This is a genomic window from Paenibacillus amylolyticus (genome assembly GCF_047302515.1).
Taxonomy (GTDB): domain Bacteria; phylum Bacillota; class Bacilli; order Paenibacillales; family Paenibacillaceae; genus Paenibacillus; species Paenibacillus amylolyticus_G.
Map to the genome: position 1 here is coordinate 3,650,339 of NZ_CP168019.1, position 13,228 is coordinate 3,663,566.

A 13,228-nucleotide genomic window follows, 5' to 3' on the forward strand; every position below is an offset into this window, starting at 1 on the left:
CTCCTTTATTTGTATTTATCGCATAATAAAATCAATTTTTATCCAATATGTGGATTGGATAATCAGATAATATGCAAAAAATCGATTTTTGTCAATATATGCAACTTAATGAATATAATCTCTCTAATTCTACATAACGGGATAGTTCTTTTAACTCATGACAAACCTATTTATTTATCCAAATTCGTCTTAAACGAACCAATAATGACGTTTTTGTCATGAATGATACCCAAACTTGATCCCTTCTTTCATATAAAAACCTTAATTCCGCTAACATTGAGGTATTACGAAGGGTTTTAAATGGGTTTGACAATTACGCATTTATGCAATATAGTTTCAAATAGTTACAAAAACTTAATTATTCATTGCCGAGTTTCATGTTTGAAAACGGGGGAACCAATTTGGGTGAATTATTCTTATACATAGGAAATATAGGGAACCTTCTACCGAACCCTTAGCTAACTCCGTAGGCATCGAAGGGAGAACATTGATTTTGAAAAAACTGATTATCTCCATTTTTGGAGCAGCTGTATTATTTACATCCGGGGCAACAAGCACAGAGGCAAGCAGTATCAACTCCGTAGTGAACAACATGACAGGTATTCCTTACAAATGGGGTGGCACAACTGTAGCCGGCTTCGACTGTTCTGGTTTTATGAGATATCTTTTCAACAAATACAGCATTGAATTGCCACGTACTTCGCAGCAGCAAGCTAAAGCAGGTACTCCCGTATCCAAGAGCAATGTTCGGACAGGTGATCTGGTGTTCTTTAATACAACAGGCAAAGGCATTTCACATACAGGTGTATATATCGGCGGCGGACAATTCGCTCATGCCTCCAGCAGTAAAGGTGTAAGCATCACGAAGTTATCGAATCCATACTTCAATGACCGTTACGTAACAGCACGTCGGGTAACTGGACAGTTTATGTACGATAAAATGTTAGGTAAAATGTAATTCACATACAAAAAGGCATCGGTTATTAACCGGATGCCTTTTTTGTACTTAAAAATGTATGTTACATTGCTTACTAATGCAGTGCCTTCTGCACTCGCATCGCACCCTGAGACAGGGCATGTCCTCCACCAACAGCTCCGGCCACGGCTACGGTCTCCATAATCTCCTGATCTGTTGCGCCCTTAGCACGGGCTTCTTCTACATGGTAGAAGGTACATACCTCATTGTTGGCGAATAATCCAATCCCAAGCGCAATTAGCTGTTTTGTCTTCGCATCAATTACGCCAGGTTGGAAGCATTCTCCGGTAAACTCATGATACGACTTCACCACACCTGGCAGCACATCGCTTAATGCTCCAATCTGATCCTTGTAGGCATGAACTTTATCATTCATCAATGTCATGGCTTGTAGCACACCCTCTCGGCTATAGTTACAGATCTTCCTCACTGTACCTATCTTCTCTCCCGAGTGAGCCAATTATGCCAAGAAATCATGGTAATTCCAAACATTTAACGCTCATGGCTCTTCCATAATTATAAGCTGTTACTCACTAAGTGGACTCTGGCGCGGCTCGCTGAACAGCTGATAGCTGTAACCTCGGTCCAGCTTAACGACACGTCGATTCTGACGACGGATAAGTACCTGCTCGCCATCCCAGGCAACCACAATCCCCTTCACGTCGTTCGATTCCAGCTCGTCCCGTACTACTCTAACTTTCTCACCTGACAGACGCAGGGCGTCCAATTCTGTATCACTAATCATCTTCATGGCTCCTATATTTCAAATTTATTTACAAAAAGAGACCTAAATGAAAAGTCATTTAGGTCTCACGTGACTGTATTGGACTGTCATGTCATTCGAAATTATGTCCCGACTGAAAGTTACCGCTGCGCGTGCTCTTTGCTGTCGTTCTTCTCGAACCAAAAATCAAGCACTTTGGCGGACATCACACGTTCTTCAAGGTACTCCACTTGATGCGGTGTAAATTGTTCTTTCCAAGAGAAGGACAACTCTTCGCACAAGCCTACAATCGTCAGTAATTCTGACCAGGCAACATAGCGTTTGTACCAGAAAAATTGAGGATGTTCAATCATATAGGGATAAAGGTCATCGAATTCCGTATGTTTACAATCCAGGGCACGTTCAAAATGAACTTTCGATTCCGCCAGCTTATCATTAAAAAATTGTTCTGTTGCCGGTTGGTTCCCCATGGTGTTGCCTCCTCTCCCTAACATAACCCCATTATAAATGAAATCGGCGGTCATGCAAAGGCATAGTTCAAAAAATAGGCCCTATTCCTTTAAAATGTCACATTTCGTTATCGTCAAATTGTACTGTTCCATCGTTCAGGGAACGAATGCGTACCAAGGCTTCCACCGGAATACCCTGTTCACGAATCGTGCGTGCCCCTGCCTGGAAACTTTTCTCGACCACAACGCCGAATCCGACGAGTTCCGCGCCAGAACGCTCGATAATTTTGATGACGCCACGAGCGGCATCTCCATTGGCAATGATATCATCAATGAACAAAATGCGGTCATTCTCATGAATGAACTCGCGGGATACCATAATGTCAGTTACAATTCCTTTGGTAAAGGACGGTACACGTTCACAGTAAGCATCAGGATCAGCCAGAAGTGTTTTTTTACGACGGGCGAATACAAGGGGCACCCCCAGTTCATAGGCTGCTGCAAAAGCAACCGGAATCCCTGAGGATTCTACCGTGATTACCCGAGTTACTCCACTTTCACGAAAACGAGCAGCAAACTCACGTCCCATCTCCATCGTTAATGCAGGATCAATCTGGTGGTTCAACAGACCATCCAGCTTTAATACTTGATCCGAGATAACCACACCTTCTTGTAAAATTCGTTGTTTCAATAATTCCATGATTTGACCTCCCAAGCCTATCCTATGAGGTAAAAGTATCATATATCTATCTATAAGTTCAAGCGAAATTGCCTGGGCGCTGTCCTTGAGACGCATTTCAAGCCAAAGCTCATTATCGATTGTCATGACTTTCGTGGGTCAAGCATACCTTGTACCATGGTACCCGCATGTCCAAACTATACAGGGGCCTGAGAGGGGAAACACATGAAACAGGCATTTCGGGTGCTGCAGATCGCATTTACATACATCGGAACGGTTGTCGGAGCCGGCTTCGCTACAGGGCAGGAAATTTTGCAGTTTTTTACCCAGTATGGCAAATGGGCCACCATCACCATAGGCTTATCCACCATGCTCTTTGTCTGGTTAGGTACCAAAATGATGCTGATCGCTCACGATACCGGGTCCCGCTCTTATGAGGATCTGAACAAACATTTATTCGGCCATAAGGCGGGCAAATGGATCACCTGGGTGACCCTTCTCATTCTCATTGGCGTGAACAGTGTCATGCTTGCCGGAGCAGGCTCCGTTTTTGTCGAACATCTGGGTTTGCATTATCAGACAGGTCTGATCGTCACACTTGTAGGGACATATCTGCTTCTCGGTCGGGGCATTCAAGCCATCCTACAAATGAATAGCATCGTCGTGCCCATGATGCTTCTGTTATCTCTGCTCATGATCACCAGTACCATCCATCATCCAGGTGCTTCCCGATTCATCACACTGACGACAGACTCAAACCCTATTCAAGTGTGGCTGTCTCCTCTGTTGTATACTTCTTTCAATCTGGTGTTGGCTCAAGCTGTTCTTGTGCCAGTAGGTAACCAGATCCGTAGTCGGAATGTGCTGAAGTGGGGTGGAGTATTGGGTGGAATTGGCGTTGGTTTCATGCTGATGGCAGCTCATTTTGCCATGTCAGCTCAGATGCCCGGCATCATCCAATTCGAAATCCCGATGGGCAGCATTGCCTTTCAACTTGGATGGGCAGTGCAATCTGTATATGTATCCCTTATTTTTATGGAAATATTCAGTACCTTTGTAGCCGATATCTATGGGATGACCTTGCAACTCAGACAACATATACGTGTCCATCCCCGTTTCATTACATTAACCATTATGCTGTTGTGTTACTCACTCAGTCAGTTTGGATTCAGTTCTCTGCTATCCATCCTTTACCCTATCTTCGGAAGTATGGCACTGTTTTGGGCTGCCAAATTGGTACTGAACCGCTGGGGCGCCTTTCGTAGACGCAACAATATATAAATCTCAGTGTCCATGTACTTCATGAATATGAGCATCCGTTTGCCTCATAACCACAAGTCATCGCGCGTACTTTTTCCTTAAACATGACAAAAAGCCGCTGTTTATCACAGCGGCTCGCAGTTTTTGGTCTACGTTTTAGGCTTTGCCAGGAAACTGTAGATACATCTTTTTCAACTCATTGACCGATCTGCCGAGCGAGTAATGTGTTTTGGCTTTTTCACACGCTGAACGGGCAAGTTCATAACGATAAGCCGGGTCCAGCATCACCTTTTCAAGCGCTTCAGCCAATGCAGAAGGATCTTCTGCCGGTACAAGCAACCCATTGCTGCCGTTCTCGATCTGTTCCGGTATACCACCTACATCCGTACCCACAAGGGCAAGACAACTCAGCGCCGCTTCAGCGAAGACGGAACCAAATGCTTCTGCCCGTGAAGGAAGTACAAAAATATCAAAGAATGGCATGAATTCCTCAGGGTGCAGTGTGTAACCATAGAAAATGGTCTCATTATAGATCCCCAATCGCTGCGCCAATTCTTCCAGATCAGGACGAATCGGTCCATCTCCAATAATATGTAACACATAATCATGACCTCGGCCCTTCAGTTCCGCACAAGCTTTGAAAAGAATATCCAACCCTTTTGCCGGAACAAGCCGACATACCGTGACCAGTTGTGGTATCGCATTATCATGAGGGATCGGCTTAAAGCGCTTCTCATCAAATCCATTGGGAATCACACCGATGACATCAGGTTCCTTCACGTAGGGAGCTAGATAACGACGGAACGAATCCGACACCGTCAAGAGGCGCTCTGCCTGGTGTTCCAGCTCACCATATATCGCAAGCAGGAATCGATGCTCCGGTCCATCCGTTTCAATGCGTCCATTAAGGATTAATTCTCGTTCATAACTGGAGTGAATCGTCTGAATGAGGGGTGTATCCGGGAAAACCGTTCTCATCGCAAGTCCTGCAATTGGGTGGTGGGCATGAATCAGATCATAGGGCTTCTGAATACGCAGTTTGGTCCACCAAAGATAATCACGATAAGTTTGAATATATTTTTGGACAACAGGACTATCCTGATATTCCGTCCAGTCAAACGTTTCGAACTGAACTTCCTCTCTGCCCTTATTGCGAATTCGCTTTGGCAACGAGAACAGATCCATTTCCCACCTCGGGGTTGTAAATCTCTCTTGCATATACGGAATCATAGAGGATACACCTCCGGGCTGCTCCGGAGGAAAGAAAAGCGCCTGCAGCAATTTCACCGTTAGTTTCCCCCTTTCTAACTTACGTACTGCTCTACTATCCATTATGACATAGGGAAGCCGGAACATCTATATTACGATAACTCGTATATACAACATATTCATGAAACGTTCCCCTCAGAAGCAAAAGCTTTAATTCAGCAGTCCATCGCTTGCGGTTGTCGTCAACATATTCATTGGATAGTCAGAATTCTCAGCTCAGTAGCTCCACGGGCTTCTCATATGTACTGTAACCATCGGTCTCTCCCAAAAAAGTATACCCGTTCCGCGCGTAAAAGGAGTTCAACGTTGCATTGCTCGCTCCGCAATCTAACCGAACAGTATGTTTGCCTTCAAAATGTATGCCGCTGCTGGACCATTGCAAAATGGACCGTCCCAGACCGCTCTGAGCATATTTTCTTCGAATCGCTAACCGATGCAGATAAATTGCGCCATCCTTGGCATGAGCTTTTGAACCCCAAAGATGAATATCCCAAGGGCTTGGCTGAACCAAAAGGATGACCATCCCCGCTACGTCCGCCCCTTTTTTAAATACAAACACATCCCCACGCCGAATCGCCCCTGCCGTATCATGTGAATCTTCACCTTTAAGCAAAGCGTTCCATTGGGAAGAACCTTGGCTCTGTAACCATTCGGCTGTCTCCACCAGCAGTGACATCACATCCTCCGTATCTTCCGGCTTCGCCTGAACCGCTTGAAAACCATCGTTAATATATTGGCTAATGATCCTGAATGAGTGCATCATTGTTCTCCTCCGCTTCCTGATCTCTTTTAAACTAATGGTACTATACCGGGAAATGGATTTTTCGTCAAAATGAGAACAAAAAAAAGGTAAAAGGCGGTTGCCCTTTACCCATCTATTCTGGCTTCATCAATAATCTGATTTCGATACAACATCGTCAGATGCAAGGTGTCAAACTCCATTTCCTTGTCCAACTCCTGCATCAACACTTCGACCAGGCTCTTTCGCTGAATGCTGGTACCAGGAACCTCGTAATCAATGTATCCCGTCAGATCGGAATGAGAAGTGTCTATAGTTGCTGTTCCCACAGGCAATCCACCTCGTTCCTGAAGAAACAGCTCATATACCCGGAACTCCCGATCCTTACGCTTCAGCATGACATAACATGTTTCTTCAGCAGCTTCCAGCTCATCCAGATCCGATTCATCGGTATCCTCCAAATCCTCGGAGAAATCGCGATGTACCCACTCTAGCGTCTCGAGTTCGTTGCCCTGATGCCACATGCGGATCGTAATTGTATCGATGATATCTTCATCCAGCTCTCTGACCAGTAACTCTGCCGCAGCTTCCAATTGATTCTCTTCCGGCTCGTCATACCAGTGTATTTCACCTTGTACATCAGCGCCATATTGTTTTAAGGAAGCTTCTGCAAGTTCCTGCCCTTCAACATCATTGAATATATACGTCGATATGCTGCGTCCTGCGCTTACCATTTCCATCTCCAGAACCTGATCCCGATCTTCATATGTAAACGATTCGGCTTGTGAAACAGGGATTACCTTACTTCCACTACTACCTATATCATCATAGCTGCCTTCGTCATGATTCATCTCTTCAGACGGCCACACTGTCTCTGACTCAGGCATATGCAGAACCGTATGTAATGAGCCACAACTAACCAGCACTTCATAATACGCAGCTTCCAACGCATCTGCAAGAGATCGGACATAGGCATGTACTTTTTCCACAATAAATTCCTCTGTATCATCTGGCAGAGACTCCTGCTCGATCTGAAGACTACCTGATAAACGATCTCCTTCTCTGTACACAAGGAAAAGTGAGCCTGCATATTGACCATTGACCATCACGTCCTGTACTTCTCCACCTGATGTCCGCAGGTCTGCAACCAATTCCACATCATATTTCATCACGTGTCCTCCTCCATTCCTAACGTTATTCTCTTAGGATGCCCCGAGGACGGTAGATTATGAGGAAAGCGTGCATTTTAAGTATAGGATGTAGGGTTAGACGGATAACACATATTTTTGGATTGCGTGTGCCACACCCTGCTCGTTATTGGAGAGTGTAACCTCGTCCGCAGCAACTTTCACCTCGTCCGGTGAGTTATCCATGGCAATGCCTTTGCCCGCAAAAGTCAGCATCGTAATATCATTGAAGTAGTTACCAATCGCCATAATCTCCGAAGGCATGATTCCTTTCGATTCGGCAAGCCTTTTAAGCGCAGCGCCTTTGGACGCTTCGGGATGCATCAGATCAATAAAAAAGTCACCACTCCGTGTCATATAATAAGGCAGATTCCAAGTAGACCATTCCTGAAGTACTGCATCCATCTGTTCAATCGGACCAAATGCAGTGAACTTCGCCAGCGGTTCTGTCATGTCAACCCACTTGGGTAACTTCAGTGGCTCGGCCATAAAGTTGTAATACATCTCACGCACCTGCAACCCCAAACCTTCCGGTTGATCCACATACAGACCAAATGCCGTATTGATGTCAAAATGTACTCCATTGGTTCGACAGTAGGATATGATCGGCTCCAGTCCTTGTCCATCTAATGCAAAATGATGAACCACCTCACGGGTGTCGACTTGCGCGGTAACGGCGCCATTATGCGTAATCACATATCCATCCAGTCCCATCTGCTCCATAAAAGGAATCGTGTTGGCAGGACCTCTACCTGAACACAGGACAATCTCTGCTCCCTGACGGGAAGCTTGGATCAAGGTCTCCTGAGTCCATTCCGTAAGTTCATGATGATCATTCAGCAATGTTCCATCTACATCAAGTGCAATTAATTTATAAGTCATTCTGGCTTCATCCTCATCTGTTAGTAGTCGCACCCACCCAAACCCTCCCTTCCGAGGGAGGGCCCCAGAGGGCTCTGCCCTCTGGACTCCCGTCTTGCTCACCGGTGTTAGGCCGGGTCTTGCTATGTCAAGGTTGTTGTAGGAACGCTTGTTGCCGGGCACACCGCTGGTCAGCGGCGGTCCCGCCCAAGCTTAACCGGGACCATTACGGGCAGGGCTTTGCTCTCTGCCCGGCTCCCTGCTCCGCTTCGCGAAGGACGGGAGCTTTCTCGCCTGCGGCGTTAGTACCGGGGCTTCGCTTCCCTTCACAACTCCCTGCTCCGCTTCGCGAAGGTCGGGAGCTTTTACTTCCGCAGAAGGCTCAACTCATCTGCGGTTAGTTCACGATAGCTTCCGATAGCAAGATCGGAAGCTAGTTCCAGCTCACCCATGGCTACGCGTTTCAGATAGACCACACGCTTGCCTACCGCCTGAAACATACGTTTCACTTGGTGAAACTTCCCTTCGTGAATAATAAGCGAGATCGACGAGATCGTACCTTCTTCCGTCTCTTCCTGACCGAGTATAGTCAGCTGAGCAGGTAATGTCTCGTACCCGTCATCCAATTGAATGCCCGCCTTGAAACGTTGCACATCCGCTTCATCCACGTTTCCCAGAACACGGGCTTCATAGGTTTTGGGCACATGCTTGCGTGGAGATAACAGATCATGGGCAAGTGGACCGTCATTCGTAAGAATGAGCAGTCCCTCCGTATCCTTATCCAGTCGTCCCACAGGAAACGGATTAAAAACTCGATCCTCTTTTCGCAGCAGATCCAGTACCGTCTTATCTCTGTTGTCCTCGGTAGCAGACACGACACCCGGAGGTTTATGCAACATCAGATAGATCATCTCCCGATACACAATCCTCTCGCCATCGGCTTCAATGACGTTGACCTCTGGATTCACCTGTACCCCGCTGTCTTTCACCGCTTTGCCGTCCACATGGATTCTACCTTGTTTCACCATCTTTTTGAGTTCACTTCGTGTTCCCACACCCATATGGCTTAATATTTTGTCCAGACGCAACGTTTGTTTGCCTTTTCCACTCATACCGATGTCCACCTCCAGCCTGCCGGATATTCATTCTTCAGTACACCATCCAGCCATTTCCCCCAGCCAGCGGCATAACCATCTACACATACAAGAACGTACCCTTTGGCAACCGTATCCGCCTTGAGCAGCACTCGTTCTTCTTCAATATTTAACGTTTCACCCTTGAGGTATCTCACGGCTTCGCCATCAGCGGATGACAGATTTACGCTTCGCCGTGCTTCAGATGCATTCAGAGCACACGCAAGCGGGTGGGACGGAACAAATCGTCCATTCTTGATCGTGCCCATAAACCAGCCTGGACGAATGACTTTCAGTCCCTCCAACCGAGCTGCACCAACCGATGATTGATACACACGATCTCCGTAACATACCGTCTCTCCAGTTAACTCAATCTTCAATTGTTCTTTCATAAACTGACTGTAGATCGCAACCGGATCAATACTTGCCGAATCAGCTCCGCGTCCCTGACCCCGTTCCGATTTACGTCCACCGTGATCTTTACCTTTTTTGCTCTGTCTACCCGAATTCTTACCGCCACCAGCCTGTCTGTCATGGGACTCTCGGGATTCGATTCGCAATAAACGTTCCTTTTTACGATCAGCCTTGGTCATAGCAATTGAAGAAGCAGCAATAGAGTGATCCTTGTTCCCCTCTACTTCAATCCTGGACACATCCACGACCTGTCCATACTCCATTGCTCCTTCTTTAACTACTCCAGGTTGATCTGTTTCTACTTCTTGCCCTGCACGATGCTGCAATACAGCGAGATAATGTCCCTCTCCTTCCAAAAGGTGAGGCCACAATCTTGCGGTGCCACGCGTTTGATCCAGTACAGCTTCGGTCTCTTCTGCCTTCTCTGGCATCATCTGACGTACCCATTCCGGACGTCCTGGAGCGAACCCTGTCTCTTCAGGAATGTCCATTACTACGAAATCCCGGTTTACATTCAGGAACTCCGCAATCATCGCTTCATTTTCCTCCGGCGCAAAGGTACATGTCGAATATACGATGGTTCCTCCCGGTGCCAGCAATCGTGCCGCAGTCTCCAAGATATCCCGCTGCATGAGCACACATTTTTCCACCGAATGATGTTCCCACGATTTCACCATGTCTTCATCCTTGCGGAACATGCCTTCACCTGAGCAAGGTGCATCAATTAATACTTTGTCAAAATAGTGAGGAAATGCATTTGCGATCCGCTCTGGCGACTCATTCAAAACAACCGCGTTACGCACCCCGTACAATTCCACGTTCTTGGCTAGCGCTTTGGTGCGTTCAGCATGGATATCGTTCGTGACAAGTACACCCTTGCCTTGCAGCTTTGCAGCAATCTGTGTTGTTTTCCCTCCCGGAGCAGCACATAGATCTAGCACGCGATCTCCAGGTTCCACCTGCAATAATTCAACTGGAGCCATTGCACTTGGTTCCTGTATATAATACAAGCCTGCATGATAATAAGGGTGCAGCCCCGGTTTAACACCATGAGGTACATAGAATCCTGTCTCACACCACGGAATAGGTCTTAGATCAAACGGAGCAATCTCATCGAATTGTTCCATCGATATTTTTAACGTATTCACTCTCAGCCCCGCATGTGGAGACTGTTCATAAGATCTCATAAATTGTTCAAACTCATCACCCAGCAAACTTTTCATTCGCTCAGCAAATATCAAAGGTAACTTTACACCCATATTCCCACTCATCCTGTCTTGGTAAGATTGCAATATCGTTTTATTTTATCATATCCAAGCTTTGCTTTCCTATCATATCGTATCTATTCCACTACAGCGTGTAATGTAGTATAATGGCAAGTAGATTGATTCCTGAGCAAAAATTCGGGTGTTTATGCATATAATCCCAACCTTTATTTTTGCCCAAACTATATTTCGATATGATCGATGGGGGATGTCCAATGAAATCCAAGAAGAAAAAGAAAAGTGCTGCGATCCTTATTTTCCTGGGTATTTTAATCATTATGATTGCAGCACTGGTTGTCGTAGACCAGCAATCCAAGAAACAGATGGATTCAGTGGAAAATGCTTATGGCATCGCTGCTTCCAAGCTTAATCCAGCTACACGGGAGCTACTTAGTGATCCCAACTATCAACAAATTATTGTACCCACTGATCTCAAAGCCAAAATTGATAACAAAGACAGCTTTTTTGTTTATTTCTTTGCTTCCGACTGCTCGCACTGCCGTGCCACAACACCTCAGTTGATGCCACTGGTTGACAGTGAAGGTATTGAGCTTCCACAGTTCAATCTGCGTGAATTCGAAGCAGGATGGACCGATTACAATATCGAGTTCACACCTACACTCGTCTATTATGAGGCTGGTGTCGAGAAAGACCGTATGGTTGGCGGACTGCAAGAGAATGGTAGTGACCAGGGCTACACGCTGGATGATTACAAACAATTTTTCCAAAAATATAAAGGCAGCGCTACTCCTTCGGCAAGCTAAATGATAGGATCTGTTACCACAGTATCTACAATCAGGTACTTGTATCACCAGACACTGTTCTGTTGAAGGACAGGCTATGCCACCTGCAATCATCTGAATATGACGCAACATTCAAAAACACCCCGATCGTTCCCTTTACAGGAATCGTCGGGGTGTTTCATGTACATGGAACTTCATATCCATGGGATGCTCATTTGAATGTTAGCGTGATTACGGTTCAACTTTTACTCTGATCCATCGCCTTCATCTTCTCTTCGTATATTCGCCCTCTGGTAGGACTCCGCCGTTGCGGAATATTTGGTTTTAGCTCAAGCGATCTTCTAGATATCTCTTGTTCTAAGAACTCATCAACAATTCGTATGGACAAGTCCCTGTAAGTCACAGACTGAACATCTGATTGGGACAGTTGCTTCACGATTTCCTGTACATTCCGTACCAAAGCCCCTAGGTCAATGCCCAGAATCGTAGCAGGATAAGGTTCCAGAAGATCAAGTGAGCTCTGTAACATCATCGTTCCTCCGCGGAGATTGCCATTCCTGAAGTGGTATAAACCAACCGCAATTTGCAACAACCCTTTATAGAAAGAATCCCGGTTCCGTTCAAGCCACAATTCTTCCAGCACCTCATGGCACTCGAAATAATCCTGATCCCGATTGAAGTAAATTAAGTAGTCAACGTACAGCGGCTCATAGATGCTCATCCGGGTTTTCGCCCTTTCTGGCATTGTTCAGAAGTTTCTTCACGTCATCCAGCAAGTCTTTGAGCCCTTCCATATCATGCCGTTCCCAGTAATCGTTAAATCGCTTCTGTGCTTCAATTGCTTCACTGACAAGGTGGTAGAAGTATAATTGATGAATGATATTCAATGTTCTTGACACGATATTGGAATCATCCTCAAATGCCTTCTGCGCCTCCAAAATCTGTAGACGAATTGCAGACATCTCGTTGTCCAGTATAAACGCGGCCTCAGCCGTTTTTTTCAGCCTGGTTCTCATCTCATCAGGTAACCCTTCGCGAAACTTGTAACTCAGCGAATGTTCAATGGTAGCCCAGAAGTTCATGGCAAGCGTCCGGATCTGTATCTCGGCCAAAACTTTCTTTTGTCCCAGAGCCGTCTGAACGGGATACTCAATAATCATATGGAAGCTGCGGTAGCCGCTCTCTTTGAAATTCGTAATGTAATCTTTCTCAATGAGTACCGTGAGATCCTTACGGCCTCGAATATACTCGGCAACCCGGCGGATATCATCCACGAACTGACACATAATGCGGATACCTGCAATATCCTCAATGCCTGTTTCCACGTCATCAAGCGACACATTCAGTCGTCTGGATTTCTCCAGAATACTGGATATTTTTTTGACACGACCGGTAACGAATTCAATCGGGGCATACTCTTCCCGTTTCTTCAGTTCCGCTCGCATTGTCTTAAACTTGACTTTCAATTCCTCTACCGCTTGTTCATAAGGAAGTAAAAATGTACCCCAGTCTCTACCGTCCATGCTTAT

The 13,228-nt window shown here is 46.0% G+C and carries 15 protein-coding genes and 1 riboswitch; of the genes, 3 read left to right on the forward strand and 12 right to left on the reverse strand.

Annotated elements, in window-relative coordinates; genetic code table 11:
• Positions 1-356 precede the first annotated feature (356 nt).
• Positions 357-488: riboswitch (cyclic di-AMP (ydaO/yuaA leader) on the forward strand.
• A gap of 5 nt (positions 489-493) precedes the next feature.
• A complete protein-coding gene (locus ACDJ59_RS15585; protein WP_036609611.1) occupies positions 494-958 on the forward strand; it encodes a C40 family peptidase in 465 nt (154 codons plus the stop codon).
• Positions 959-1,031: 73 nt separating this feature from the next.
• Here ACDJ59_RS15585 and ACDJ59_RS15590 read toward each other — a convergent pair whose 3' ends face one another.
• The 4 genes from ACDJ59_RS15590 to ACDJ59_RS15605 all read right to left on the reverse strand — a co-directional run bounded on the left by ACDJ59_RS15590 (position 1,032) and on the right by ACDJ59_RS15605 (position 2,849).
• A complete protein-coding gene (locus tag ACDJ59_RS15590) occupies positions 1,032-1,361 on the reverse strand; it encodes a carboxymuconolactone decarboxylase family protein (RefSeq protein ID WP_017689352.1) in 330 nt (109 codons plus the stop codon).
• A gap of 141 nt (positions 1,362-1,502) precedes the next feature.
• A complete protein-coding gene (locus ACDJ59_RS15595; protein ID WP_036609613.1) occupies positions 1,503-1,721 on the reverse strand; it encodes a hypothetical protein in 219 nt (72 codons plus the stop codon).
• 119 nt (positions 1,722-1,840) lie between these two features.
• Entirely contained in the window at positions 1,841-2,170 is a 330-nt protein-coding gene (locus ACDJ59_RS15600; protein WP_036609615.1) for a hypothetical protein, read from the reverse strand.
• Positions 2,171-2,267: 97 nt separating this feature from the next.
• Positions 2,268-2,849: a xanthine phosphoribosyltransferase gene (locus ACDJ59_RS15605; RefSeq protein WP_036609617.1), complete on the reverse strand. Its 582-nt coding sequence runs from the start codon at positions 2,847-2,849 to the stop codon at positions 2,268-2,270.
• Positions 2,850-3,053: 204 nt separating this feature from the next.
• Here ACDJ59_RS15605 and ACDJ59_RS15610 point away from each other — a divergent pair, with 204 nt between their 5' ends.
• Positions 3,054-4,109, forward strand: coding sequence for a hypothetical protein (locus ACDJ59_RS15610; RefSeq protein WP_413404027.1), 1,056 nt, complete (start codon positions 3,054-3,056; stop codon positions 4,107-4,109).
• A gap of 135 nt (positions 4,110-4,244) precedes the next feature.
• Here the strand turns inward: ACDJ59_RS15610 and ACDJ59_RS15615 are convergent, their stop codons facing one another.
• The 6 genes from ACDJ59_RS15615 to ACDJ59_RS15640 form a co-directional block, all read right to left on the reverse strand.
• Complete coding sequence (locus ACDJ59_RS15615) at positions 4,245-5,375, reverse strand: glycosyltransferase family 4 protein (protein WP_413404029.1); 1,131 nt, start codon at positions 5,373-5,375, stop codon at positions 4,245-4,247.
• A 193-nt stretch (positions 5,376-5,568) separates the two neighbouring features.
• A complete protein-coding gene (locus ACDJ59_RS15620; RefSeq protein WP_413409831.1) occupies positions 5,569-6,117 on the reverse strand; it encodes a GNAT family N-acetyltransferase in 549 nt (182 codons plus the stop codon).
• 107 nt (positions 6,118-6,224) lie between these two features.
• Complete coding sequence (locus ACDJ59_RS15625) at positions 6,225-7,265, reverse strand: hypothetical protein (RefSeq protein ID WP_413404031.1); 1,041 nt, start codon at positions 7,263-7,265, stop codon at positions 6,225-6,227.
• Positions 7,266-7,361: 96 nt separating this feature from the next.
• The gene (locus ACDJ59_RS15630; protein WP_413409833.1) at positions 7,362-8,165 is read right to left on the reverse strand and encodes a Cof-type HAD-IIB family hydrolase; all 804 of its coding nucleotides are present in this window, start codon (positions 8,163-8,165) and stop codon (positions 7,362-7,364) included.
• 344 nt (positions 8,166-8,509) lie between these two features.
• On the reverse strand, positions 8,510-9,256 hold the full coding sequence (locus ACDJ59_RS15635; protein ID WP_036609628.1) for a pseudouridine synthase: 747 nt from the start codon (positions 9,254-9,256) through the stop codon (positions 8,510-8,512).
• A complete protein-coding gene (locus ACDJ59_RS15640) occupies positions 9,253-10,950 on the reverse strand; it encodes an RsmB/NOP family class I SAM-dependent RNA methyltransferase (protein ID WP_413404033.1) in 1,698 nt (565 codons plus the stop codon). The genes ACDJ59_RS15635 and ACDJ59_RS15640 overlap by 4 nt, the downstream gene beginning before the upstream one ends.
• A 221-nt stretch (positions 10,951-11,171) precedes the next feature.
• On the opposite strand from ACDJ59_RS15640, the gene ACDJ59_RS15645 reads away from it, so the two are divergent.
• Entirely contained in the window at positions 11,172-11,720 is a 549-nt protein-coding gene (locus ACDJ59_RS15645) for a thioredoxin family protein (protein ID WP_036670155.1), read from the forward strand.
• A 217-nt stretch (positions 11,721-11,937) separates the two neighbouring features.
• Here ACDJ59_RS15645 and ACDJ59_RS15650 read toward each other — a convergent pair whose 3' ends face one another.
• Together ACDJ59_RS15650 and ACDJ59_RS15655 are read right to left on the reverse strand one after the other, a co-directional pair.
• Positions 11,938-12,420 carry a DUF309 domain-containing protein gene (locus ACDJ59_RS15650; protein ID WP_413404036.1) on the reverse strand — a complete coding sequence of 161 codons (483 nt, stop codon included), beginning with the start codon at positions 12,418-12,420 and terminating at the stop codon, positions 11,938-11,940.
• Positions 12,407-13,222, reverse strand: a complete 816-nt coding sequence (locus ACDJ59_RS15655; protein ID WP_036609636.1) for a GTP pyrophosphokinase family protein — start codon at positions 13,220-13,222, stop codon at positions 12,407-12,409. Before ACDJ59_RS15655 ends, ACDJ59_RS15650 begins: the two co-directional genes overlap by 14 nt.
• Positions 13,223-13,228 lie beyond the last annotated feature (6 nt).